At 57.8% G+C, this 24,465-nt stretch carries 21 protein-coding genes; 10 read left to right on the forward strand and 11 right to left on the reverse strand.

Translation table 11 applies throughout. The features are described from left to right. The 9 genes from PMI35_RS16810 to PMI35_RS16770 all read left to right on the forward strand — a co-directional run. A partial coding sequence (locus PMI35_RS16810) for an aldehyde dehydrogenase family protein (RefSeq protein WP_008059457.1) occupies positions 1-228 on the forward strand: 228 nt, incomplete at its 5' end. 250 nt (positions 229-478) lie between these two features. Then, entirely contained in the window at positions 479-1,849 is a 1,371-nt protein-coding gene (gene eat, locus PMI35_RS16805) for an ethanolamine permease (protein WP_008059458.1), read from the forward strand. A 96-nt stretch (positions 1,850-1,945) separates the two neighbouring features. Further along, positions 1,946-3,340 carry an ethanolamine ammonia-lyase subunit EutB gene (locus tag PMI35_RS16800; RefSeq protein WP_008059459.1) on the forward strand — a complete coding sequence of 465 codons (1,395 nt, stop codon included), beginning with the start codon at positions 1,946-1,948 and terminating at the stop codon, positions 3,338-3,340. After that, the gene (eutC, locus tag PMI35_RS16795) at positions 3,337-4,173 is read left to right on the forward strand and encodes an ethanolamine ammonia-lyase subunit EutC (RefSeq protein WP_008059460.1); all 837 of its coding nucleotides are present in this window, start codon (positions 3,337-3,339) and stop codon (positions 4,171-4,173) included. The genes PMI35_RS16800 and eutC overlap by 4 nt, the downstream gene beginning before the upstream one ends. 116 nt (positions 4,174-4,289) lie before the next feature. Further along, complete coding sequence (locus tag PMI35_RS16790) at positions 4,290-4,751, forward strand: GNAT family N-acetyltransferase (RefSeq protein WP_008059461.1); 462 nt, start codon at positions 4,290-4,292, stop codon at positions 4,749-4,751. Between the two features lie 211 nt (positions 4,752-4,962). Continuing rightward, positions 4,963-5,619 (forward strand): DedA family protein, encoded by a 657-nt coding sequence (locus PMI35_RS16785; protein ID WP_008059462.1) that lies wholly within the window; start codon positions 4,963-4,965, stop codon positions 5,617-5,619. Positions 5,620-5,622: 3 nt separating this feature from the next. Beyond that, positions 5,623-6,435, forward strand: coding sequence for a zinc-dependent peptidase (locus PMI35_RS16780; protein WP_008059463.1), 813 nt, complete (start codon positions 5,623-5,625; stop codon positions 6,433-6,435). 113 nt (positions 6,436-6,548) lie between these two features. Beyond that, a complete protein-coding gene (ppa, locus tag PMI35_RS16775) occupies positions 6,549-7,076 on the forward strand; it encodes an inorganic diphosphatase (protein WP_007894323.1) in 528 nt (175 codons plus the stop codon). 228 nt (positions 7,077-7,304) lie between these two features. Further along, positions 7,305-8,051, forward strand: coding sequence for a S24 family peptidase (locus PMI35_RS16770; protein ID WP_008059465.1), 747 nt, complete (start codon positions 7,305-7,307; stop codon positions 8,049-8,051). Between the two features lie 727 nt (positions 8,052-8,778). Here the strand turns inward: PMI35_RS16770 and PMI35_RS16765 are convergent. Genes PMI35_RS16765 through PMI35_RS16760 form a run of 3 tightly spaced genes read right to left on the reverse strand, consistent with a single transcriptional unit; the run spans position 8,779 to position 12,994 of the window. Beyond that, positions 8,779-9,570 (reverse strand): hypothetical protein, encoded by a 792-nt coding sequence (locus tag PMI35_RS16765; RefSeq protein ID WP_008059466.1) that lies wholly within the window; start codon positions 9,568-9,570, stop codon positions 8,779-8,781. Beyond that, entirely contained in the window at positions 9,570-10,961 is a 1,392-nt protein-coding gene (locus PMI35_RS33315) for a hypothetical protein (RefSeq protein ID WP_008059468.1), read from the reverse strand. The genes PMI35_RS16765 and PMI35_RS33315 overlap by 1 nt, the downstream gene beginning before the upstream one ends. Then, entirely contained in the window at positions 10,958-12,994 is a 2,037-nt protein-coding gene (locus PMI35_RS16760; protein ID WP_008059470.1) for an N-6 DNA methylase, read from the reverse strand. The genes PMI35_RS33315 and PMI35_RS16760 overlap by 4 nt, the downstream gene beginning before the upstream one ends. 435 nt (positions 12,995-13,429) lie before the next feature. Here PMI35_RS16760 and PMI35_RS16755 point away from each other — a divergent pair, with 435 nt between their 5' ends. Next, positions 13,430-17,236, forward strand: coding sequence for an AAA family ATPase (locus PMI35_RS16755; protein WP_008059471.1), 3,807 nt, complete (start codon positions 13,430-13,432; stop codon positions 17,234-17,236). Positions 17,237-17,657: 421 nt separating this feature from the next. On the opposite strand, the gene PMI35_RS35285 is transcribed toward PMI35_RS16755, so the two are convergent. From PMI35_RS35285 to PMI35_RS16725, 8 genes are all read right to left on the reverse strand, one after another. Then, the gene (locus PMI35_RS35285; RefSeq protein ID WP_008059473.1) at positions 17,658-18,263 is read right to left on the reverse strand and encodes a hypothetical protein; all 606 of its coding nucleotides are present in this window, start codon (positions 18,261-18,263) and stop codon (positions 17,658-17,660) included. After that, positions 18,260-18,832, reverse strand: a complete 573-nt coding sequence (locus PMI35_RS35290; RefSeq protein WP_008059475.1) for a hypothetical protein — start codon at positions 18,830-18,832, stop codon at positions 18,260-18,262. The genes PMI35_RS35285 and PMI35_RS35290 overlap by 4 nt, the downstream gene beginning before the upstream one ends. Next, positions 18,829-20,514 (reverse strand): DUF3987 domain-containing protein, encoded by a 1,686-nt coding sequence (locus PMI35_RS16750; RefSeq protein ID WP_008059478.1) that lies wholly within the window; start codon positions 20,512-20,514, stop codon positions 18,829-18,831. The genes PMI35_RS35290 and PMI35_RS16750 overlap by 4 nt, the downstream gene beginning before the upstream one ends. Next, positions 20,511-21,581, reverse strand: coding sequence for a toprim domain-containing protein (locus tag PMI35_RS16745; protein ID WP_008059480.1), 1,071 nt, complete (start codon positions 21,579-21,581; stop codon positions 20,511-20,513). The genes PMI35_RS16750 and PMI35_RS16745 overlap by 4 nt, the downstream gene beginning before the upstream one ends. 3 nt (positions 21,582-21,584) lie before the next feature. Next, positions 21,585-21,884, reverse strand: a complete 300-nt coding sequence (locus PMI35_RS16740) for a hypothetical protein (protein ID WP_008059481.1) — start codon at positions 21,882-21,884, stop codon at positions 21,585-21,587. Beyond that, positions 21,884-22,090: a helix-turn-helix transcriptional regulator gene (locus PMI35_RS16735; RefSeq protein ID WP_008059482.1), complete on the reverse strand. Its 207-nt coding sequence runs from the start codon at positions 22,088-22,090 to the stop codon at positions 21,884-21,886. The genes PMI35_RS16740 and PMI35_RS16735 overlap by 1 nt, the downstream gene beginning before the upstream one ends. Before the next feature lie 121 nt (positions 22,091-22,211). Further along, complete coding sequence (locus PMI35_RS16730; RefSeq protein WP_032831593.1) at positions 22,212-23,030, reverse strand: hypothetical protein; 819 nt, start codon at positions 23,028-23,030, stop codon at positions 22,212-22,214. A 93-nt stretch (positions 23,031-23,123) separates the two neighbouring features. Beyond that, entirely contained in the window at positions 23,124-24,368 is a 1,245-nt protein-coding gene (locus PMI35_RS16725) for a tyrosine-type recombinase/integrase (protein WP_008059484.1), read from the reverse strand. Positions 24,369-24,465 lie beyond the last annotated feature (97 nt).

Raw genomic sequence — 24,465 nt, forward strand, 5'->3', positions numbered from 1 at the left:
GCCGGCCTCTGGACCCGCGACATCAACCGCGCCTACCGCATGGGCCGCGCGATCAAGGCCGGTCGTGTGTGGACCAACTGCTACCACCTGTACCCGGCGCACGCCGCGTTCGGCGGGTACAAGAAGTCCGGCGTCGGCCGTGAAACCCACAAGATGATGCTCGACCACTATCAGCAGACCAAGAATTTGCTGGTGAGCTACGACATCAATCCGCTGGGTTTCTTCTAAAAGACCGGGGCAGCACGGGATTTCCGTGCCGCCCTTCCCACCGCCATCGCGAGCAAGCTCGCTCCCACAGGTTTTGTGGTGAGCGGGCCGATGCAAAACCCTGTGGGAGCGGGCTTGCCCGCGATGGCGTCCGTAACGAAAACATAAAATCATCGCCCTGCCGCTCCGGCACGGGCTTTGCGTGCCCGCAGTTCACGCAAACGCAACACCCGAAAGTCCAACAAGATCAAAAAAAATACAGCGAGGACTTATGACAACTACCACACAGCTCAAACCCACACTCGGCACCTTGCATCTCTGGGGCATTGCCGTTGGCCTGGTGATCTCCGGCGAGTACTTCGGCTGGAGTTACGGCTGGGGCACCGCCGGAACCCTGGGGTTCCTCGTTACTGCCCTGATGGTGGCAACGATGTACACCTGTTTCATCTTCAGTTTCACCGAATTGACCACCGCGATTCCCCATGCCGGCGGGCCGTTTGCCTATAGTCGGCGAGCCTTCGGTGAAAAAGGCGGGCTGATCGCCGGCATCGCCACCCTGATCGAATTTGTTTTCGCGCCCCCTGCCATCGCGATGGCCATCGGCGCCTATCTCAATGTGCAATACCCGGAACTGGACCCGAAAATCGCCGCGGTTGGCGCCTACTTCGTGTTCATGACCCTGAATATTCTCGGCGTCAGCATCGCCGCCACCTTCGAACTGGTGGTCACCGTGCTGGCCGTCGCCGAACTGCTGGTGTTCATGGGCGTGGTCGCGCCAGGCTTCAGCTTCAGTAACTTCGTGGTCAATGGCTGGTCGGGTGCCAACGAATTCACCATGGGCTCGATTCCCGGCATTTTCGCCGCCATTCCCTTTGCGATCTGGTTCTTTCTCGCCATTGAAGGCGCGGCCATGGCCGCCGAGGAAGCCAAGGACCCGAAACGCACGATTCCCAGGGCATACGTGAGCGGCATCCTGACCCTGGTGTTCCTGGCCATCGGCACAATGGTGATGGCCGGTGGCGTCGGCGACTGGCGTCAACTGGCAAATATCAACGACCCACTGCCCCAGGCCATGAAAGCGGTGGTCGGCAACAATTCGACCTGGATGCACATGCTGGTCTGGATCGGCCTGTTCGGCCTGGTGGCGAGTTTCCACGGGATCATTCTCGGCTACTCGCGGCAGTTCTTCGCCCTGGCCCGCGCCGGCTACCTGCCGCGCAGCCTGGCCAAGCTCTCGCGCTTCCAGACACCGCATCGGGCGATCCTGGCCGGTGGCGTGATCGGCATTGCGGCCATCTACAGCGACGGTCTGGTCAACCTGCAAGGCATGTCGCTGACGGCGGCAATGATCACCATGTCGGTATTCGGTGCCATCGTCATGTACATCATCAGTATGCTGAGCCTGTTCAAACTGCGTAAGACCGAGCCGAACCTCGAACGCACCTTCCGCGCACCGGGCTATCCGGTCGTACCGGGGATTGCGCTGTTCCTGGCGGTGGTGTGCCTGGTGGCGATGGCGTGGTTCAACACCTTGATCGGCCTGATCTTCCTTGGCTTCATGGCCGCCGGTTACCTGTATTTCCAGCTGACCGCGCGGCAACGCTCCGAAGCACCGGCGGACGCTATGCTCGAAGGAGCTTGAGTTGCACCGGCGCCGGGCCTCCAGCCTGGCGCTTGCCCTGTTTGGGGTCGAAAAACCCGCCCCAAGGTTCAATATTCAACCAGGAGGACACCGCCCATGGCCGTATACGCCCATTCCGTCGGCGCCCAGACCTACCGCTTCGAAAACCTCAAGGAAGTGATGGCCAAGGCCACCCCGGCCCGCTCCGGGGACTACCTGGCCGGCGTCGCCGCCCTCAATGACGGCGAGCGCGTCGCGGCGCAGATGGTGTTGGCCGACATCCCCCTGAGCCACTTCCTGCAGGAAGTCCTGATCCCCTACGAGACCGATGAAGTCACACGCCTGATCATCGACACCCACGACAAACAGGCGTTCGCGGTGGTCAGCCATCTCACCGTCGGCGGTTTTCGCGACTGGCTGCTCAGCGACGCCGCTGACGAGCAGGTCCTGCGCGCCCTCGCCCCCGGCCTGACACCGGAAATGGCGGCGGCCGTGTCGAAGATCATGCGCGTACAGGACCTGGTGCTGGTGGCACAGAAGATCCGCGTCGTCACGCAGTTTCGCGGGACCCTTGGCCTGCGCGGCCGCCTGTCCACCCGCCTGCAACCCAACCACCCCACTGACGAACCGGCCGGAATTGCCGCGAGCATCCTGGATGGCCTGCTGCACGGTAACGGCGATGCCATGATCGGCATCAACCCGGCCACCGACAGCATCGCCTCGATATGCGCCATGCTGGACATGCTCGATGCGATCATCCAGCGCTACGAAATCCCGACCCAGGCCTGTGTGCTGACCCATGTCACCACCTCGATCGAAGCGGTCAATCGCGGCGTCCCCCTGGACCTGGTATTCCAGTCGATTGCCGGCACCGAGGCAGCCAACGCCAGCTTCGGCATCAATCTGAACGTACTCAAGGAAGGTTACGACGCCGGCTTGAGCCTCAATCGCGGCACCCTCGGCAACAACCTGATGTACTTCGAAACCGGTCAAGGCAGCGCACTTTCGGCCAATGCCCACCACGGTGTCGACCAGCAGACCTGCGAAACCCGGGCCTACGCCGTGGCGCGCCATTTCAACCCATTCCTGGTGAACACCGTTGTCGGCTTCATCGGCCCCGAATACCTCTACAACGGCAAGCAGATCATCCGCGCCGGCCTCGAAGACCACTTCTGCGGCAAGCTGCTGGGCGTGCCGATGGGCTGCGATATCTGTTACACCAACCATGCCGAGGCCGACCAGGATGACATGGACACCCTGTTGACCCTGCTCGGGGTCGCCGGGATCAACTTCATCATGGGCATCCCCGGCTCCGATGACATCATGCTCAACTACCAGACCACGTCGTTCCACGATGCGCTTTACGCCCGGCAAACGCTGGGGCTCAAGCCTGCGCCGGAATTTGAACAATGGCTGGCGAAAATGGGCATTTTCACTCAGCCGGACGGCAAGGTCCTCTTCGGTAACAGCCTGCCGCCGGCCTTCCGCCAGGCCTTGGCGCAATTGGGATGAGTGTCGATATGGAAAAACCACCCTTTGATCCGCACAACCCCTGGCTGGAACTGCGACGCCTGACCCCCGCACGCATTGCCCTGGGCCGCACCGGCACCAGCCTGCCCACCCGCGCCCAGCTGGACTTTCAATTTGCCCACGCCCAGGCGCGAGACGCGGTGCACTTGCCGTTTGATCATGCCGCCCTCAGCGAGCAACTGGCCGAACGCGGTCGTGACAGCCTGTTGCTGCATAGCGCCGCGCCTGATCGCAACAGCTACCTGCAGCGCCCCGATCTGGGGCGCAAGTTGAGTGTGGAGTCGGCAAAAAAACTGCGCCAATACGCCGCCGCCAATCCTGCCGGGGTCGATCTGGCAATCGTGGTCGCCGATGGTTTGTCTGCATTGGCCGTGCATCGCCATACATTGCCGTTCCTGGTGCGCTTTTCAGAGCAGAGTTCAGCCGACGGATGGTCAATGGCACCTGTAATATTGGTGGAACAGGGCCGGGTTGCCGTAGCCGACGAGATCGGCGAACTGTTGGGCGCAAAGATGACCGTGATCCTCATCGGCGAACGCCCTGGCCTGAGCTCTCCAGACAGCCTGGGACTATATTTCACCTACAATCCAAAGGTCGGCCTGACCGACGCCTATCGCAATTGCATTTCGAATGTGCGCCTCGAAGGCCTGACTTACGGCATGGCGGCACACCGTTTGCTTTATTTGATGCGCGAGGCGTGCCGGCGACAGTTATCCGGAGTCAACCTGAAGGACGAAGCACAGGTGCAAACGCTGGAGTCAGACGCAGGTGCGGACATAAAAGGAAATTTCCTACTTGATTCGCCGCAAGCCTGAACCGCTTCCGCATTGCGCTTTCTCACCTTTTTCAGGCAGGATCGACGAACGGCTGCCAGTGAGTCCCCTTTGCCGCCAAAGCACGTGAAGACAGCCACTTGAAGACGAGACCTACCATGCGGATTATTCAAGCGACCCTCGAACACCTGGACCTGCTCACCCCATTGTTCGTCAAATATCGCGAGTTTTATGGCTCCCTGGCATACCCGGACTCGTCCCGGGCGTTCCTCGAGAAACGCCTGCGTCGCAAGGAATCGGTGATCTACCTGGCCCTGTCCGACGACGACAGCAACAAACTGTTGGGCTTCTGTCAGCTGTACCCAAGCTTCTCTTCGCTTTCGCTTAAGCGCGTATGGATCCTCAATGACATCTACGTTGCCGAGGAGTCTCGCCGCCAGTTGGTGGCCGACAACCTGATCCGCACCGCGAAGAAAATGGCCAAGGAAACCAATGCCGTGCGCATGCGTGTGTCCACCAGCAGCAACAATGAAGTGGCGCAGAAAACCTATGAGTCCATCGGATTTAAGGAAGACACCGAGTTCAAGAACTACGTGTTGCCGATCAGCGACGAGTTATAAGTTCACAAAAGATCGCAGCCTTCGGCCGAAGGCTGCGATTTTGTACTCAATACATTCCGAAATTCCCTGCTACAAACCCCACGCGCTTTTCACTTCGCAGCCCGTATAATTCCCTTCTTTCCGGCTTGTAAGAAAACTACCTCCTGTCTGTAGTCTTACGCGAAGTCATCCGCAGGCCTGCCGAATCGGGCCGTTACCACAGGTGTCGTCAATGGATTTCAACCCGCTCGATCTCGTCCTGCATCTCGATGTCTACCTCGATTTGCTGGTCACCAACTACGGGCCATGGATCTACGCCATTCTGTTTCTGGTGATCTTCTGTGAAACCGGCCTGGTGGTCATGCCCTTCCTACCGGGCGATTCACTGCTGTTCATCGCTGGCGCCGTCGCGGCCGGTGGCGGCATGGACCCGGTGCTGCTGGGCGGTTTGCTGATGCTCGCGGCGATTCTCGGTGACAGCACCAACTACATCATCGGACGAACGGCGGGCGAACGATTGTTCAGCAACCCGAACTCGAAGATCTTCCGGCGCGACTACCTGCAGCAAACCCACGACTTCTATGACAAACACGGCGGCAAAACCGTGACCCTGGCGCGTTTCCTGCCGATCATCCGTACCTTTGCCCCCTTCGTCGCGGGCGTCGCAAAAATGCCTTACCCGCGTTTCTTCGCCTTCAGCGTGCTGGGCACGATTCTCTGGGTCGGTGGCCTGGTGACCCTGGGTTACTTCTTCGGCAACGTCCCCTTCATCAAATCGAACCTGTCGCTGCTGGTGGTTGGTATTATCCTGCTGTCGCTGGTACCAATGATCATTGGCGTTGTGCGCAGCCGTCTTGGCGGTTCGAACTCCAAAACCGCCTCGCGCTGAACGATGTGGTCCCTTGGCGCCTGGCGACGCCGGCGCATCCTGGCCAAGCACCCTATAGCCGACGACATGTGGCAGCGGGTGCGCCATCACCTGAGTTTCCTGGATGGCATCAGTGCCGCCGAAGACCAGTGGCTGCGCGAAGCCTGCGTACTGTTTCTGCAGGACAAGCACCTGACCGCCCTTCCCGGGGTTGAGCTGCATCAGGAACAACGCCTGCTGCTCGCCGCCCAGGCGCAACTGCCTTTACTGCATCTGGGTGACCTGAACTGGTATCAGGGCTTTCACGAAATCATTCTCTACCCCGACGACTTCCTCAGCCCCCAGCGCCATCGTGACGCCAGTGGAGTCGAGCACGAATGGGACGGCGAGCACAGCGGCGAAGCCTGGCAGCAAGGGCCAATCATCCTCGCCTGGCCAGGCGTCATGGCCAGCGGCGGCTGGGAAGGCTACAACCTGGTGATCCACGAACTGGCACACAAGCTCGACATGCTCAACGGTGACGCCAACGGCCTGCCCCCGCTGCACGCGGACATGCGGGTCAGCGACTGGGCCAGGGTCATGCAGCAAGCCTACGACGACCTCGACCGCCAACTGGACCGCAACCCGCACGCCGAGACTGCCATTGATCCGTATGCCGCGGAAAACCCGGCCGAGTTCTTCGCCGTCACCAGCGAATACTTCTTCAGTGCCCCGGATTTGCTGCACGAGGCTTATCCACAGGTCTACGGGCAACTCAAGCTGTTCTATCGCCAGGACCCACTGGCAAGGCTGCGGCAACTTCTGGCCGAAAACCCTGTCTATCAGGCACACGACTAAGGTCTACACGACTTCTGGTACGTGGCGTCGTCGTAGGAATATGCCTATAATCGCCGCCACTTTTTGGTCAATCCGGCCAAGTGTTTCTGGTCAACTAACGGGGGCAACGCCCAATGAGCTACAGCAAGATTCCGGCTGGCAAAGACCTGCCGAACGACATCTACGTCGCGATCGAGATTCCGGCCAACCACGCGCCGATCAAATACGAAATCGACAAAGACAGCGATTGCCTGTTCGTTGACCGTTTCATGGCCACCCCGATGTTCTACCCGGCCAACTACGGTTACATCCCGAACACCCTGGCAGACGACGGTGACCCCCTCGACGTGCTGGTCGTGACCCCTTACCCGGTTGCTCCAGGTTCGGTGATCCGCGCGCGTCCAGTCGGCATCCTGAACATGACCGACGACGGCGGCGGCGATGCCAAAGTGATCGCGGTTCCACACGACAAGCTGTCCCAGCTGTACGTCGACGTGAAGGAATACACCGACCTGCCAGCGCTGCTGATCCAGCAGATCGAGCACTTCTTCGCGAACTACAAAGATCTCGAAAAAGGCAAATGGGTGAAGATCGAAGGCTGGGCCGGCGCAGACGCCGCCCGCGACGCGATCACCAAGTCGGTTGCCGCCTATAAAGGCTAAGCGCAGCTGCAGGCCTTGAGCCTCCCGCTTCAAGAAAAACCCCGGTTATCCGGGGTTTTTCTTGGGCGCCTGTAAAGCCGACTTAAACAACATGTTTATTTCGCTGCATTCCCAGGTTTTCATGTTTATTTTTTACCCAACACGTCTCACATCCAGTCGTAAATTTCCCGCGAAATTTGAACGAGTCGTTTATTCAAAGCCCTGACCGGCGCCAGTAGACTCCCGTTCATGAAAAAGAACACTAGCGGCCCACGGTTTAAAGCGCTCCTTGAAGCAGCGAACATCACGACAACAGGATTTGCCGAATTCCTGGATACGGCTCCGCAAAATGTACACAACTGGTACACCCGCGGTGTCCCCGCCCATTGCATGGAAGAAGTCGCGCGGAAACTCTCGGTCAACAGCGACTGGCTTAAAACCGGCGAAGGCTCGAAAGACGCCAGGCACCTGCGTCTCGTCGACGACACCGGCTACACCTTCGACGCCCAGGCGATCCGTGGCGTCTACACGGTCGTTGAGCCCACCGACATCGAATTGCCCTTCTACAAGGAAGTGATCACGGCCCCCGGCTCCAACAAGACCCACGTCATCGAAGACCGTGAACAATGCCTGCGCCTGCCCCGCAGCCACCTCGACTCCCTGGAAATCAATCACACCGACGCCATCGCAGCCGCCATGATCGGCAACAGCATGGCCGAGAAAATCGATGACGGCTCCACCCTGGCAATCGATCGCGGACTGACCCAGATTATCGATGGCGAGATCTACGCGATCGAACATGACGGCATGCTGCGCATCAAATACCTGCACCGATTGCCGGGCAACTCCCTGCGCTTGCGCAGCCATAACCGCGCGGATTACCCGGACGAAATCTTCAGGCCCGCACAAATCGAAGAACAGAACATCAGGGTACTGGGCTGGGTGTTCTGGTGGTCGACCCTGAACAAACGACGGCCACCGCTGCCGTTCTTGTAACACCCGGACACCCCATCTCACACACCAAGCTGGGAATTTCACAAAAAAATCAGTATGCTGCGCCCCACATTTGCGCATCGACCCGCCAAGCGGCCCTGATCGCACCGACAAGGCAGATGACTTTCTCGCCAAGTCCCACAGCCGGACGCAAGATCCGGGTGTACGTTTTGAAGGCTGGCGCGGTTTACCAAAAATGAACCAAGCCAGTCCCCGAGAAGCCGGCCACAAGCCGGCTTTTTAATGCCTGAAAGCCAAGTAGAATGGGGCTTTATACAAAACCCCGTCTTTGACCCACACTTTGACCCACACCCAATCTATGGGTTGTTCGCTCCCATTCGACCCAAATGATATGTATCATCGAGTGCATAATTTCATCAGCTTGACCACAAATGCATTCGTATTGACCTCCTGCATTCATGCCTCTTGAGAGCAACACACGCCGTAGTAACGATCGGTTGAATCCAAGCCTATATCTATCGTTCGCTGGGGTGCTGCTTACAACCCATTACAATACATCGCGCAGTAATACAGGCTAACCGCTCAGCAATGCTGGGCAGTTAGCTATCGACCTCCGCACTCTCGACGCACGCTACCAACCGATCATTCACTCTATGTGGGGGTGACAAGAATTTCGGCGGCAAGAACGTTAGGTGCTGCTGGCACCCACGAGATGACCAGTAAAAGTCCCACGAGTAATTCCCGGTCTCGACCCTCCCAATTCGAGGTTTCACCTCACGCAGCCAAGGAACATCATTACGATTCGATAGGCTGGTTCGTAACAGGCCAGGACTCTAGGGTCGGGGTCCACCTCTCCATGCAGGAGGGCATTTCGCATCGTATAGATTGTTTCTACTAATCCGGAAAGCAGCTCATCCGGGGGACATTGAAACTCCATTGTTCCGATTTGCAGACGCTCGGTTCCACCACGAAGGAGGTTGCGCATAGGGCGCGGATTGCAGCCGTCATAGAGCTGGCGAAGGGTCGTCTGCTGCGAACCAGATAAATTCGCGGTGAACTCAGGCAAGCCATAAACTGCATTCGGATCATATTGCGCCTGGACGTGCTGGAGCTTTACGCTCTGGTTGCGAACCGAAACTACGGTGATCTGGATACTGCCGCCTGCAACCTTCTCTGCCTTGTATTCATGTCCGCTGCGCTCGATGCGTTCGCGGTTGAAATGCCTAGGTGTAATGCAGACGCTACGGAGCGAAATTTGCTCATTCACGCCTTTTCGAGTTACTTCGAAATGAATGCCATCCAGGCGGGTTTGCAAATCCGATATAGCGAGTTTTAGCGCCTGCGCTTCGGCGGTATCGTTTTCATTTCGTAGCAAGGCAAGAACGCCGCGACGAACTGGGTTGGGTTGCCCTTTTATCCAGTCAAGCATGGCCCGCTCTTGCTGTTGGGCAGAGGCGTGACGGAACCAAGCATTGAAGGCAGCCCAAGCTTTGACGAAGGGGCCTATATAATCGATCTCGGCACGGCTCATCCAGTCAGCGGCGTGTGGAGGTAGGGCCATTAGATCGCCTCCACTGTTTGGTCGAGGTAAGCAATGGCAGCGGGCTCCCCTTCTTCAATCGCAATTTCGACAGCCCGTTTCGCCGCCTCCAACAGATTGGCCGCGTTGGCCTTTGCCGCCTTCGCCGCAATCACGTCCTGCGTCACTTGATAGGCCACAGCATCCGGAATATGGGGCAGTGGCAGGTTGAAAATATCGGCGTCGGTAATCGCGGGATACATGCTAGCGCTGGCATAGAGGTCCAGCAGTTCGCAAATCACCGGCAGACGCAGATAGGTGAGTAAAACTTCGGGGGCAATCTCGCGCGGCTTCACTACAACGAAACCGGATGAGCAGACAAACCCGTCCTGTTCTGGCGCAATCTGGGACGATAGACGGCGGATCGGACGAACGGAGGAAGTGATGATATCCCCGGACCGTACATGCCATGTGGCGCGACTAGGCGCGTCTACCGAAGCGAGGCGGGTACTAGTAGTTGCCCCCGCCCCGTCGAGGTCACTGATCTCGATATAGTCGAAGGTCTCGCAGGCATCAGGTTTGAACTTCTCGCGCCGTGGATCGGCTACGTCCGCAACGGTGCGCCCATCCACTGCCAACAGGTCGAGCAATGCCTGAATTCGGGGGGCGAAGAACCGAGCGTCGAAGCGGCCGGACGCGAAGACATCCTTTGCGCTAGCGGTGTAGGCGAGCGGTTCGGGCGGCGTCCATTCAGCAAGGCCGAGGGCGGCAAGCAAAGCCTGCTCAGCAGCAACTAGTCGTTCTGAAGCGGCGAGTTGCAGCGAATGTGCGGCCCCGAACTTCTCAGCGATCCAATTCTGGATCTTAAAGTCAAGGAGTGGAACGGGGATTTCCTTGACCTCTTCAGGGTTTACATTGGTCTGGTTAATCGACTGTCGAGAACGTCGCTTCACATCGGCCGATCCAAACCGAGAGCTTAGGAATGCCACGAGCATTTCCGGAAGCAGCGTTTCTTTTTTCGTCTGGAAACGGACCAAGTAGGATGCAAATACCGGTGCATTTGCTCCGCCCCCAAGAAACAACCCGGTTCGCCCCACCCACTCATAAGAATTGGTGCGGTTAAACAAAACATCACCTGGCTCCAGACGAAACAGTCGGGCTTGTCGATCATCCAACTCAGCGCATTTATCTACGTCTAGGTCACAGAGCATGTTGTGGATTTCGTTCATCCGATAAATCGGAATGCCTATGCCGTCTTCGTTCATTTCAATAGAGACGCCGTATTGCGACAGCTTTAGATGCTCCCCAATTGGTTCATAGTTAAGAGCTGGGTTTCGATAAGGCTCCTTGGTCCAGAAATCACTGTCGATACGCTGATCCTTGTTGTCGCGAACCAGTGCTAGCGAGGCAACTCTGACCTCAAGCCCCTTCATCGGATTGCTCCGGCGGTCTGGGCCGAAGGGCCGGTCGGAAAAAAACTGAAGCCCTCCTTGCGGGCGAATTCCTCGAAGGCTTCAGTAATCCCATCCTCGGTGAGCCCATCGTGGTTAAACAGGTCATGCGACACAACGAAATGGCCATGAGTGTCGCGCATGAATGTGCCGTCCGGGTTCTTGCGATAGACCTTACATCCCGAGTTATCGACGCTTTCCACCTGCTGCGTGGCGAAGAAAATGTCGTAGTCTTCGACCTTCGGGCAAAGCGGCCCCATCACCGGATCATCGTTCCATTTCTGTACGAACAGAACACTGGTCTTGGTGCCCGTATGCGGCTTGAAGGTATTCTGGTGCAGGCCCACCACGGCAAGAATGCGGCAGCGCTCCATGATGAACTCGCGCAGCTGCTGATCAGTCCCGTTGTTGAACCGCCCCTGAGGCAGCACAACCGCCATACGCCCGCCGGGCTTGATGAAGTCGAGGTTGCGCTCTATGAACAGCAGGTCACGGGCAACAGCGCGCTCCAGCTTGCCGTTCTTCTTGTGGGCCAATTCATAGGATGACAGCATGTCGGATTGTTTGATGTCACCGGCAAAGGGCGGGTTCGCCATCAGCACATCGAAGCCGAAGTTGCGGTAATCGCTTTGGCGCGGGTTCTCACGTAGCTTACGTAGCCGCCGCCAGCCGTCACCGTAGCTATCTTGCCAGTCGTCCTGTTTGACCGTCTCGTCCCATTTGGTCCAGTCGAGTGTGTTCAGGTGCAGAACGTTCGTTTCGCCATCGCCAGCGATAAGATTCAGACATCGCGCGACTCGGACGCTTTTCTCATCGAAATCAATGGCGAACACGTTATCGCGCACATAGTCAATGCACCGCGGTGGCTTGGCCTCCATAGTGAAGAGGTGGCTTTCCTCTCGCCCCATCGCCCGCATGATCTGGCGCCAAACGTGGAACATGCTGTGCACAGTGAACCCTGCCGAGCCGCAGGCCGTGTCGATCACTGTCTCGCCCTCTTTCGGGTTCATCATTTTGACGCACATGTCGATCACCCAGCGAGGGGTGAAATACTGACCTTTCTCACCTTTTGACGATTTGGAGACCAGGTATTCAAATGCGTCGTCGATCACGTCCAGGTTAGAGTTGAACAACTTCCACTCTTCGAGAGACCCGACACAGACTTGCAGGTGATCGGGCGACAGACGGATGCGCTCATCCGAGAGGAAGACCCCCGGCCATTTTTGTTTAGCATCATCGAACAAGTTCTGAATCGCGGTCTTGAGCTGGGCGGCGGTGTTCTGGTTGCGAAACCGCAGGGCACTGCCAAGCCGGTGCGAAGTCATCTCGTCATAGAGCTTCGTAAATATCAGCTTGAACACTTCCTCGAAGACGTCAACACCGGCATTGGCTAGCACCTCGTCTTCCATATCCTCGATCAGATCGCGCAGGGACCGGGCAAACTTGCCTTCCTTCACCCGCTCATCTTCAAGGGCGATCAGGGTTTGAATCGTCCACGGCTGATCGACGACCTGTTCGATGGTCTGATCCGCGCGGGGAAGCTCATGGATCGACATGAAGTAATTGGGGTTCTTGCGATGCCAGACCTCGTCCAGAATGCCATCGCTCCACACTGCAAGGGGCGCACCGGTCGCATGGGTGTAGGAACGGAGCTGCTCCTTGCCGTCTTTAAACTTGGCCTGTTTCACTTCGACAATGATGTAAGGGACAGTCGGGCGGTCAGCGTCAAACACCACAATGTCAGCCCGCTTGGAACTGTCACGTCCGAATGTGATCGGGTATTCAACAGCAATACGGGACCTCGCGTAGCCTAGCTTGTTGATCAGACGAGCTAGCCAGAGTTGGCGGGTACGTTCCTCGGCTTTGAGCTGCACCTCCTTGTCGCGAACGAGGCATCCCACATAAGGTATCAGCTTGCCACGGTTCTCTCTCATGACCACGCGATCATCAAGTGCGCGGACCTCCTCTGCGGAAAACAGAACGAATTCGCTGAACTCAGCGGCAATTTTACTCATTGAATCTTATCCTTGGTTTTCTCGATGCTGGCAGGCTACTTAACGTGATGGCTTGATCTGAAGAATAACGCGCCGCCCGCTGTTTAACCGAAAGCTGTAATGGTTGGTGGGCCGACATACTACGCGAATGTCAACGTGGAGCGGGCGGCAGTCTTGCCACGCGCAGACAGATAGGGGACGGATTTATTTCCGTTTTCTTAATAGGTAGCGTCTGGCCACAGTGTGCGGAACGCCTTCAGGAACGCTTGCTATGATTTCTAAGGATCTCATCACAGGGATCACCCATGAGGTATTTATTCAAGGTGAGCATCGAAGCCGGGCTACCTTACCTCCCGAGAGCCTCAGCGACTAAAACGCGTCACTTTGGGCTACTAATATTGCGAACAGGACAGAGGCGGCTAACCGCCCTTCGCCACGAATTTGAAGGAACGACCGATGGTACTAATTGAAGGCGCTCGCTCGCTCCCTACTCAGCACATTACCGTTCGCGTGCCATGGCACGACCAGCGTTGGAACGGCACGCTCTGTAAAGACCCTTGCGCCAACACCTCATGTATGGTCCTGCCACGGGTAGGTACCGGTAGAGATGATGTATTCGAACAGAAGTGCGCCGGACAATCACTGCAAGGCCTGACCGAAAGCGATCTACCGCCATGTGTCGACGAACATGGAACCTTCATGGCGGATTTTGGGCTTAGCAAACTTAAGACACACCCTTACCGCAACGTTGAAACACATATGCATTTCGCTGAGACGCCAGTCAGGCTAGATCCTTTCGCGGCTGCGGCAATTCCTTTTCGTTGGATGCTGAAAAACAACGTCGAAGGCGTCAAGCGTGACATGTTGTCTGGCCTAGCTAAATCCCTTGCGCTTGGTTACAACCCCGCCAGGGAACCGTCCATGCCGGAGTCGATTCCCGATACCTGGATACAGGAAGGTACTAACCAGCAGATTATGCTGGATACTTTTTTCAGCGCCATTGAGCCACAGGAATCCTTGGTCTTTTTCTATGCCAAGCGCACACCGCTATCGGAATCGCCGCGCCGCGTCATCGTCGGCGTTGGACGGGTGACTGGTGTAGGCAAACCAGTCGAATACCACTACACAGGCGGCAAGCGACGCGAGAATCAGATGTCGGGCTTCCTCTGGGAGCGGACGTTGACTCACTCCATCCGAATTGACGGCAAACGTAACCTCGATGGTTTCCTGCTGCCGTATCATGATCTGTTGGCGCAGGCCGAACAAAATGAGCACCTGGAGCTTGAGCGTTGCATCGCCTTCGCCCCGGACGAAGCTTTCGAGCAGTACTCGTACGGCTCGGAGCTGCTTCACCATGACAACGCGATCGCCTCTCTGCTAGCCATAGAACACGCTCTGCTAGAGATCTCACGGGTCATGCCAGGACCTTGGGCGGAATACCGGTCCTGGGTCGATCGAGAGCTCAATAGAATCTGGAAGCTGCGCGGTTCCTTCCCAGGAATTGGCGCGGCTCTGTGCGCCTTCGGCGTTGAGCGAGGCAACCTCCTAGGCTGGCACTTAGCCGCCCAGTGTCAGGAAGGTGATACGCAGTCGGCGTGGGATCACTTTGAGACGGTCCTGAAGCATCCCGAAAGCTTACCGCGACATTTACAGAACACTGTTGGCCCAACTCTCGCGCGCAAATGGGAAGGACTGGACAGCGGCCGGAGGGCGCTGCTCATGCTGCTCAGCCGCTTCGAGCTCAGCACCGACCAGGCGCAGTTCTGGTACTCCGCCGAGATGCGTAAAGCTTCTGGCATCAAGGACTCAGACCAGGCCCTACGCGAAAACGCCTATTTACTGTTCGAATATTTACACGAGCACGCCCTCCCTTTTAACGTTGTCGATCGCGGGCTTTTCGGTGCACGTGACTTAGAAGGCCCCAACGCTCTCCCAGCTGAAAGTTGCTTATTCGAAGCGACAGATCCCCGACGCGTCCGAGCGCTGATAGTCGATCTGCTGGAGCAAGCAGCGATTGAGGAAGGCCATACGATTCTCCCTGAAACTTGGACGATAGAGCGCATCCGCTCACGAGCTATCGAGCCAGTCTGTCCGGTGGATGCCGACCTCCTGCCTCTCTTCGACGAAGACCTGCTGCCATTCGTTGTACTAATCGAAGATGAGGGCAGAAGAAGCTATCAGCTCAAGCGCTACGAACAGACCCGAATCTGCATCGCCGACGAGGTGGAGTACCGCCATAAGAGTGCGAGCAAGACTGAAGAGTTTGATTGGGTTGATCTGGTCAATGAGGCAATTGGCAAGGGACAGGACAACCCAACAGCCGACATTCAAGAGGAAGAGGCCCGGAAGGAGAAGGCAGCAGCACTTCAAATGCTCTACCAGCGCCGCATCAGCGTGCTACTGGGCGCTGCAGGCACTGGAAAGAGCACCCTAATCAAGGCTCTGTGCCGCATTCCGGCAATCCAGGACAGTGGCGTCTTGTTACTCGCCCCAACCGGCAAAGCGCGGGTGCGACTGGAGCAAGCCAGCGGAATGCCCGGACAGGGCGAAACCATCGCCCAATTCCTGAATCGCTTCGATCGCTACGACGGTACCCAAGGCCGCTATTTCATGAACTCATATGGCCGCCGCGCAACAGGGTACAAAACCGTTGTGATCGACGAGGCATCCATGCTGACAGAAGATCAGCTAGCGGCAACTCTGGACGCCCTGCAGGGAGTCGATCGGTTGATACTCGTTGGCGATCCGAATCAGTTGCCTCCGATTGGCGCAGGCCGCCCCTTCGTCGACATTTGCCACTGGCTTCAACCGGAGCAAGTTGCCAGCTCTGGAGTTCGAGTCGTCGATGGCTATGCCGAGCTACTAGTCACGCGCCGCCAACAAACCGGTGAGGACCGCGACGACTTGGCCTTTGCCAATCTGTTCAAGGGCGAGGCACAGGATGCCGGCGCCGATGCGGCCTGGAACCAACTCACTACAGCCAATTCACCCAGAATGGGTGTCCTAACCTGGGAGTCGACCGAGCATCTGGCTTCCCTGTTGCGCGAAGCGATGGCCCGGGAGCTGAAGTTCTCTTCACCTGATGACAGCCTCACTTTTGAGCAGAGCTACGGCGGTAGCCTGTACGAAGGCAAGGTGTTCTTCTGGCCTCGGATGCAGGAGCAAAGCAGCGGTGGCGCAGCAGAGAAAGCCGAGGACTGGCAGGTCCTGACGCCGCTGCGTACCTCGGCAGTTGGTTCGGATGCACTCAATCGACAACTACAGACCCATTACCGGACGTTTGCCTTGGCACTCAGCGGAAGCAGCGGTTGGCGCCGCATTCCGAGGCCTATGGGGCCGAGTCGGTTGCTGTGGGGTGACAAAGTCATCAATGTACAAAACAGGTCAGGCCGCACTTGCTATCCGAAGAATCCGGACTCCTATGTGGCCAACGGCGAGATAGGCGTGGCGACCGGTTACTTCCGGCGAAAGGACAACAAGTATCTTTTCGAACAGCTTCAGGTCGAAATGGCCACCCAACCCGGAGTGGAGTTCCATTACAAACCATTTGAATTTGGAGCCGATAGAACCGCGCCGCTCGAGTTGGCGTACGCTCTAACGGTGCATAAAACCCAAGGCAGCGAGTTTGGTACCACCTTCATCGTGATTCCAAAGCATTGCCGACTGCTAACACGGGAAATGCTCTATACGGCTCTGACCCGGCACAGGAATAAGGTGGTGCTGCTAATCCAGGGCAAGCTGTCGGACCTTTTCTCCTACAGCCAAGATTCCGCCTCTGAGATTCGGCGGCGCATGACCAATCTATTCCAGACCTCCACCCCGGTGACATTGCAGGTGGATAATCGCACTGTCACTCTTGATGACAACCTGATCTATCGTACAGATCGCGACGAACTCGTCCGCTCGAAGAGTGAATGGATCATTGCCGATAAGCTTCATGCAGCCGGAGTTCGATACATCTATGAGTATCGGATGAAATTGGGCGGCACCGAGCGCTGGCCAGACTTCGTCATCAATGACGATCATCGCGGTCTGACTTGGTACTGGGAACACTTGGGCCGTATGGACAAGCCGGATTACCGCGCACGCTGGGAAATCAAGCGTAAGGCCTACGAAGCACAGGGAATTGTTCCCATGGAGGAATACGTGCCTGGGCGATCGACAGGCATCCTGATCACCACCGAGGAGGATGGCCAAACGAGAGACCTGAGCGAGCAAATTACCGCACGAATTTCGCTTATCCGTAACCCAGGTCTACTCTAAGCATCAACGATGAGCTCGACTGTTAGCGAAAAGCAGTCGAGTTCGCAGCAGGTCTATGGGAGCGAGAGTCCTGATATTTCCAAAAGACCTGTTCGAATCCGATGCGGCTCGTTCACTGCTGGATCAGCTACTCGACGACTCGGTCTTTATCACAGCAGCTCCAAGAGTTATCAATCTCTTCGTGACGACAGCTGAAAACAGTTCAAAAGTTCTGAATTCGAACCACTTCATGCTCCAGTCACTCCTCAACTGGAGCTTCATCAATGTTCTTGTAAGTGCCCGGGACGGCGGTGCTCGGGCTTAGAGTTTCGCTCAGTCCAAGATCTCGCGACGAACCTTGTCCTGCTCGCGCAGCTCTTCGGCCAGATCTCGCAGCAGCGGCCTCATCCCCCCTGTCCATGCATTGCGCGATGCAGCCGCCTTACCCTCGGCGCTTCGCGGTCCGGTGCTTTGCTCCCAAGGTCGCCATTGCCGGATCAGCTCCGCCTGCCGCGCCCGTCGCTCGGGTGTCCATCCGTTTGCCATGCTCAACCTCCAATAGTTCGTTCTGCATTTTTTTGGTTTTCCGCGTGCGCGCGGGCTTCTCTTGAATACCGTTGTTGACCTGGACCTGATTGCCGATGTTCGCCTGTTTCACGAAAGCGACCTGCTTGGGGATTTTGAGTTCGGTCAGGGTCTGTAAGGTAGCCCTGGCCTGGTTCTGGGCCTTTAGCGCGAGGCGCATGTAGGATTGCAGTCCATCCATGTGCTTGGCCCTCAGTGCCCGACTTGCGAGCTGCGCGAAAAGAACGTCCAGAGTGTGCGCCTGCGCCACCAGCATATTTTCTGCTCGAGTCATGTCGCCGTTGTTGATTGCAGCCGTCTGCCGCTTCAGCTCGAGGACAACATCGGTAACCGGCGACTCGCCGAGCAGGTTGCTACTAACAAGCAATGCCGCACTCAAGGTCTCCGGGGTCAGGCAATTGCGGGCGAAAGCCTGTTCCTCAGTTTCCTCCATGGTTAACTTCTCTTTCAGGGCACTGCTCATTCGCTCACCTCCATAGGGGTATTGTTATACCGCTGACGCAGATCAAAACCAGCCGCACAGTAACGGCTCGTTGCCGCATGGCAGGCGCGGCAGCCCATTAGGTGGTTGGTGTATGTCGCATCGGCCTCTCGCCATACCTGTGACGCCGTAGCGGCGGTGTGGACGGTGTACTGTCGTGCAGGTTCCTCAGCGGCGTGGATCTCGGCCGGTTGCTCGACTCGCTGCGACCCGTTGATCCATGCTGGGCTGGCGCGGATCGTGTCAGCCACCAGAGTCGCGTCCGTACCGGCTAGCTCGGTAAGGTCGTGCGGCTCCAGATGACTGCCTTCCAGCAGTACGGCAGGACGGGTGTCGAGCAGGCGCGCGACGCGGGCCAACCATGCGCGTGACGGCACCGGATCGTTGGCGGCTTTCAGTGCGGTGATGATCTCGACCTTGTGGGCAACCAGTTCGGCCAGCAGGTCGTCTGACGGCTGGCGATCAGCGCGCAATTGCAGGCAACCATTCTGCCCGATCGCCATCTCGACGCCGGCCTCACCCGCACGTTGCATCAGCTCCGCGGCGTTCAAAGCATTAACTCCCACTTCTGCTCGCAGCACGCGCGCGCTGATGCAGGGGGTTGCGGATTCTGCGGACTCTGCGGAAGGACGAGCAACTGCTGGGGTACTGCGCGCGGAAGCACTGCGGAAATTTGCGGGAGCGCTTCAGATGCTGGACGAGTAGCGCAGGTAAACCGTGCAGTTTCCGCAATTTCTCGTAGTTCTTCCGCAATCGCAAAGCCGCGCAATTGCTGGGTTTCCGCAGAATCCGCAACTTCCGCAAGGGGATTGATCCTGAATTGCTTACCGTCGCTGCTCAGCAGGTGCTGATGTTTCATCAAAACGGCCAGTACTTTGTCGCGCACCTTGGCCGAACGCACCGCAGCCGGTCCCGACTTGCCCAGATCATTGACGTGGAACTCTTGCCACGTGGCCGTGCGCTTGGGATCGCGCAACCAACTCATCAGCTCGACGGCAACCTTCTGTTCAGGATTAACCGGGGTCGCATCGGTGTAGCGCTGCCACTCAGAGAGGGAGTAACGCACCAACTTGCACGCGTAGCGCATGCAGTCACCATCAATCTGCTCAACGCCACCAAAGAGGCCAAACACCGCAGCCAAGCGCAACGCCTGCTCGGCGCCGCGGGCGGCGAACGGCTTCAGGCCAGCGAACTTTCCGAGCGGCCCACGCTCGCTCTCGATCTCGTTGCGGAAGTCTACCCATACCTGTTTAGCCTCTGCATTAGGCTCCAGAACAGGCGGGGTGACCTCGCCTGTTTCCGGGTCGATACGTTCCGGGGTGTCGGCGATTTCTTTACAGCGCGACCAGTACGCTTGCAGGCGTGGGTCTGTGTAGGCGCTGTGCTGCAGTGACTCGATGGTGATGAAGCAAGTGCCGGCCAGGCTAACCGGAGCAGCGAGCAGGAAGCGTGCTAGAAAGCCCTGCCCGACCAACAGCGGATCGCTCAGTGCCCCCGCCACGGCCACCGCTTGCGCCATCAAGTGAATGCTCAGGCGGCGGTTGTAGGCCACGCCAGAGCCTTCAAGGTTGCCGCGCGAGCGGGTGCGCTCGAATTTCCCTGAGGAATAGACTGTCGTCAGGCCGCCGAGGGTCGCGGCCACGGTGTCAGCCTTAAGCGAGTGACCACCGAGCATTTGCCCACCTTCGTCCGTGTCCCAGCTTGCAGCCGACTTGCCCCGGATGAAGTCGCCAACCAGCGGCTCGAAAGTAGCATCGCTGTATTGGGTCCTCGGATCGGATGGCAGCGGGTGCACAGCCAGAAACTCATCACGTGCCTTGCCTTTCAGGCCGGCAGCAATTGCCTCAATCTCGGCGCAGGCTTGGCGGTGGTGGGCGCGTGCCTCTTTCTCCGCTTCGTCAATCGTCTTGAAAGCCAGTTCACGCGCGCTCGACTTGCCCTCCCCCGAATCGAAAAGCGACAGCATGAACAGCGAGCAGGGCGCTCCTTCCGGCTTGCCCTTGAAGTGCCAAGCGTTGACACGCGTCTGCGCCAGGTGGGTGACTGCTCCGACAACGCACTGCCCGGCGATGGCGGCAGGTACCATTGCATGCTCGATAATCGCCTCGACTGCGCCGCGCATTTCGTAGGTCAGGGCGTCCAGGGGGTAGAGCGTGGGCGGCATGGCGTCCGGAAGCAGCGGTTTAGGCACCAAACCTGCCGGACTCTTAATCTCGGTCATCAGCGCATTCATGCCCGCTCCTCCCGCCATACGGCCAAATCGTTGAAGTCGGAGAGATGCAGGGGCGCATCCTCCGGCCAGGCCGGTAGGACGTACCCGCAGTCAAGCATCGCAGCCGCATGGATGGTCGCCAGCTTGCCCGCGTTGGGCCTGCCCTCGGCTTCCTTTGCGCGGTCATCGTCGCCGCCGACAATCAGCACAGCATTGGGGTAGTGGCGCTTCAACTCCAAGCCGGCCCGCAGCACATTGCCGGCGCTCATTGCAGCAGCGACCGGCTTGCCGGTCTGCTCGTGAAGCGTCGCGGCAGTGGCGATACCCTCGACTATGAACAGCTCGACGCCGGGCTCGATACGCCCGAACGGGCAGTAGCAGCCATTGATCCGGCCACCCGAAGGGAAACGCTTGTTGCCGTCGGCCGCGATGCGTTGAAGATTCACCACTTTGCCGCGCCAGCAGATCGGAGCCAGCAGCACGTCGCCGAGCTGACGCAGGTGGTGGGGCTTGATGCGTTTGCGGGCCAGGTACGAATGATTGGGATCAGCCGGCCTGGCGAGCGCCCAATCGCGACGCGCACGGACGGCGGCGCGATCCCACCCGGCTTGCTGCTCTGCATTGGTCTGTTGTTGGCGCTGCTCGCGCCTGCGGGCGATGCGCTGACGCTCGACCTCCTCGGCGAGCAGGTCGCGCTTATGGTCGCCGCCGAACGGCAGCCCCAGTTGCCCGGCAATGATGCGGGCGGCCTCAGTCTGCCGGCAGCCGCGCAGGTAGGCCAGCAGCGACACAAGGTCGCCGCCTTTATCGCCGCTGGCGAAGTCGTGCCAGGTGCCAGTATGCAAGTTGATGCTGAACGAGCCGGGCGTACGGTCACCGCGTACCGGGTTGGTCGGCCAGTACTCTTTGCCGATGCGCTTGCCATCCGGCAGCCAGTCAACCAGCAGATTGTCGGGATCGACCAAGGCAGCATTAGCGATGCGCTGAATCTCAATATGGACCGGCATCAGTGCAAGCCCGCCAGCGAAGACTTTCTTCAGGCCGAACACTACCGGCCCGCGATTATTCGTGGGTTGTTGGGTAGGCATGGATTACGCCCCCTGCGGGGTCAGGAAGTCACCGAACACCACGAGTTCGGACGGAATTTTGCTGCTGCAGGCATAGCCATCAAGCAGCGAGAGGATCTCGTCCAAGATGAAGCTCTCATGATGTTCGAGACGGCGGTCGGTATTGGTCATCATCGCCCCCAAGACCAGCCAATACGGGGCGAACTGCATCATTGTAATCAGAAGGATGGAAACGGATTCACAAAGGAGCAGGCGGTTGATCAAACTAACAATCTGGCCTTGGGTACGGCTGCTTTTCCGGCAAAGGAAGTGGTCGTTTTTCATTACCGGCACTCCCCCAACTGCTCAGCAATCCACGCTTCGACCTCGAGAGAATCCCAGCCAACCGCATGGGCGCCAGCGATGCGGTGGGATTTCGGGAAGCGGCCAGCCTTCATCAAATCGTAGATCGTGGTGCGCCCCAGACCGGTTTTAGTCTTCAGCGTCGTCATGCGCCAGATACAGCGGGGTTGTTGAACGATTGCAGCCATCGTCGATTCCTTATGGATCTACCCGTTATTGGGCGGACGATGGCTATTCAATAAAATAGATCGAGGAGTTTGCAGTCCGGCCTGCGCGCATCCTGTTCAGTCTACGCGCAGACCGTAAACATTAGCTTTTGGCGTTACGGTGCTCCCGAACCCAGTCGTAAAGGGTTCGCTCAGTAACCTCGTATTCTTTATGGTGATGTCGCGCAAAAGCCGCCATGCCACTGTAATTGGTGCCTCTGGCGTCCCACTCTGCCACGGCTGCTGCTTTTAGCTGGTTGGTAGGTTTGTGGCGGGCGCTGGCCGAGCGGCGCCCCCTCGCGCTTACAGCTTCCTTGGCTGCGGCAAGGCTTTCCCTATAGAGTTCGGCCGAAGTAAATGAAGAATGTACCAAGCCGTAGCACTCATCCATATCCGGTGAATTGACACCCTTAGTAAAGAGGTAATCGTCGATATAAATAAGACCCATAGCCGAAAAAAGGGCTTCAAAGTCTGGAAAGTCGTCGGCTGAAAAGTGACCTGAAATCACGCCCGGGGTCACAAACTTCATGAGGACATTCAACAGCCAGCCGTAAGATCCGTCCTCTAGGGCTCGCGCCACGGTTGTTGTTATTGGACCGTCAACCTCTTGGAGCCTCAATTGACCGACATCAATTGCGTGCTGGATATACGGCGCCCATCCCTTTTCATTCTCCCTTATATCCTCAACAATATCCTTGAAATCCTGAGTTGTTGGCTGAGCTCCAAGTCTGCCTGCAACTATCACATAAGCATCGTGGCCAGCTTTCCAGAGAGGTGACAAAAAACCGCGTCTGTCCTGGTCCAAATGAAACCAATCAGCAGTTGGCGTACCATCTGCACGAAGGAATATTTTTTCTCGCACCCCCCTCTCGCCCTCTGCAAAGGTTAGGTAAGGGTCAAAGCCTACAAATACGAAGCTCATTTCATTCATCCGGCACAAGCTCAAATTAGATGATCAGCAAAGTTGTTGAATTATCCATCTTTCATCCCGTCGGACTAGGCGGCCGTAACTCGGTCAGGCGCGCTTGAATTCGCCTTGAATGACGTTTGCCGCTGGCGGCGTGGTTATGAATTTCGCCCAATCGGCCATCAAGACACGGCGTTTCTCGATGAAATCGGATCGGGAGTACGCGGCCTCGGTTTGGTCGCGCTCGTCATGGGCTAGCGCCAGCTCGCAGACTTCGCGCGGATGTTGAGTGCATTCGTTTGCCCAGTCACGGAAGCTCGACCGGAAGCCGTGACGGGTCACGTCATCATGCCCTAGGCCGTGCAAGAGGTTGCGGATGGCATTGGCATGCATAACGCCAGTCTTACCTTGGCCAGGGAACAGGTACGAGCTGCCCTCGATCCGCGGCAGGGCTTCGAGCAGCTCGACAACCTCGGGAGCAAGGGGAATGTTGAAGGCCTGCTGCATTTTCATCCGCTCGGCAGGCAGCGCCCAAATACCCGCCTTCAAGTCAAACTCCGACCATTTTGCAAAGCGGACCATGAGCGCGCGCGCACCAGTGAGTATCAGCAGGCGAGCCGCCATAGCGGCGCGAGATTCGTCCATCGCCAGCTTAACCATAAGCGTCGGCACATCCTTCCACTTCATCGCGGGGAAGTGCTGGCGCTGGCGGGCTTTCTTCTTTTCCACCTTGCTCAGCAGGCTGTCCAGATGCCCGCGCCAGCGGGCCGGATTGTCGCCTTCGCGCAGCTTGTGCGCCTTGGCGGCATCTAGGACCTGCTCGATTTGTCCACGCACCTCATCGGCGGTGCGGGTTTTGGTTGCCCAGATGGGGCGAAGTACTTTTAGGACCTGCTCGGTCTGAATCTCAGCAGCAGGCAACCTGCCGATGATGGGGAAGGCATAGAGCTCTAGTTTTCGTAACCAGCCTTTACGCCACTTTTCCGACCAGGCAGAACCATGAGCGCTCCGGTATTCGGTCGCAAGCGACTCAAAAGTCACACGACGCGTTTGCGCTTGCCGCTCTGCTTCACGCTTCGCTTCTCGCTCTTCATCGCGAGCCGCCAGAGGGTCACCGCCAGCAACCAAAATCTTGCGTTGATCAGCGGCGAGTTCGCGGGCCTTCGCAAGGGTTACGGTTGGAAATGGGCCTAGCCCCATTTCCCGGCCTTTACCTTCAAGCTTGTAGCGGAAAATCCAACTGGAAACCCCGGCTTTGCTTATCTGGAAATACAGACCATCACCATCGTTGGTCTTACCTGTACCTCCAGACCGGACAAGTGATTCGATTGCCTTAATTGTCAGCTTGCCCATACAACCCCCTCAGTTCCGACCCACACCCTGACCCACACCTTGATCGCGGTTTCCAGCGATCAACGTCGGACGCTTACGAACTGATAGTAGGTTTAAA

It is taken from the genome of Pseudomonas sp. GM78, assembly GCF_000282475.1.
Classification (GTDB): Bacteria; Pseudomonadota; Gammaproteobacteria; order Pseudomonadales; family Pseudomonadaceae; genus Aquipseudomonas.

What these genes read in the sequence shown, in the direction of transcription:
- eat (WP_008059458.1), top strand. Translation starts at nt 479, where the DNA reads ATGACAACTACCACACAGCTCAAACCCACACTCGGCACCTTGCATCTC.
- PMI35_RS16800 (WP_008059459.1), top strand. Translation starts at nt 1,946, where the DNA reads ATGGCCGTATACGCCCATTCCGTCGGCGCCCAGACCTACCGCTTCGAA.
- eutC (WP_008059460.1), top strand. Translation starts at nt 3,337, where the DNA reads ATGAGTGTCGATATGGAAAAACCACCCTTTGATCCGCACAACCCCTGG.
- PMI35_RS16790 (WP_008059461.1), top strand. Translation starts at nt 4,290, where the DNA reads ATGCGGATTATTCAAGCGACCCTCGAACACCTGGACCTGCTCACCCCA.
- PMI35_RS16785 (WP_008059462.1), top strand. Translation starts at nt 4,963, where the DNA reads ATGGATTTCAACCCGCTCGATCTCGTCCTGCATCTCGATGTCTACCTC.
- PMI35_RS16780 (WP_008059463.1), top strand. Translation starts at nt 5,623, where the DNA reads ATGTGGTCCCTTGGCGCCTGGCGACGCCGGCGCATCCTGGCCAAGCAC.
- ppa (WP_007894323.1), top strand. Translation starts at nt 6,549, where the DNA reads ATGAGCTACAGCAAGATTCCGGCTGGCAAAGACCTGCCGAACGACATC.
- PMI35_RS16770 (WP_008059465.1), top strand. Translation starts at nt 7,305, where the DNA reads ATGAAAAAGAACACTAGCGGCCCACGGTTTAAAGCGCTCCTTGAAGCA.
- PMI35_RS16765 (WP_008059466.1), bottom strand. Translation starts at nt 9,570, where the DNA reads ATGGCCCTACCTCCACACGCCGCTGACTGGATGAGCCGTGCCGAGATC.
- PMI35_RS33315 (WP_008059468.1), bottom strand. Translation starts at nt 10,961, where the DNA reads ATGAAGGGGCTTGAGGTCAGAGTTGCCTCGCTAGCACTGGTTCGCGAC.
- PMI35_RS16760 (WP_008059470.1), bottom strand. Translation starts at nt 12,994, where the DNA reads ATGAGTAAAATTGCCGCTGAGTTCAGCGAATTCGTTCTGTTTTCCGCA.
- PMI35_RS16755 (WP_008059471.1), top strand. Translation starts at nt 13,430, where the DNA reads ATGGTACTAATTGAAGGCGCTCGCTCGCTCCCTACTCAGCACATTACC.
- PMI35_RS35285 (WP_008059473.1), bottom strand. Translation starts at nt 18,263, where the DNA reads ATGAGCAGTGCCCTGAAAGAGAAGTTAACCATGGAGGAAACTGAGGAA.
- PMI35_RS16750 (WP_008059478.1), bottom strand. Translation starts at nt 20,514, where the DNA reads ATGAATGCGCTGATGACCGAGATTAAGAGTCCGGCAGGTTTGGTGCCT.
- PMI35_RS16745 (WP_008059480.1), bottom strand. Translation starts at nt 21,581, where the DNA reads ATGCCTACCCAACAACCCACGAATAATCGCGGGCCGGTAGTGTTCGGC.
- PMI35_RS16740 (WP_008059481.1), bottom strand. Translation starts at nt 21,884, where the DNA reads ATGAAAAACGACCACTTCCTTTGCCGGAAAAGCAGCCGTACCCAAGGC.
- PMI35_RS16735 (WP_008059482.1), bottom strand. Translation starts at nt 22,090, where the DNA reads ATGGCTGCAATCGTTCAACAACCCCGCTGTATCTGGCGCATGACGACG.
- PMI35_RS16730 (WP_032831593.1), bottom strand. Translation starts at nt 23,030, where the DNA reads ATGAGCTTCGTATTTGTAGGCTTTGACCCTTACCTAACCTTTGCAGAG.
- PMI35_RS16725 (WP_008059484.1), bottom strand. Translation starts at nt 24,368, where the DNA reads ATGGGCAAGCTGACAATTAAGGCAATCGAATCACTTGTCCGGTCTGGA.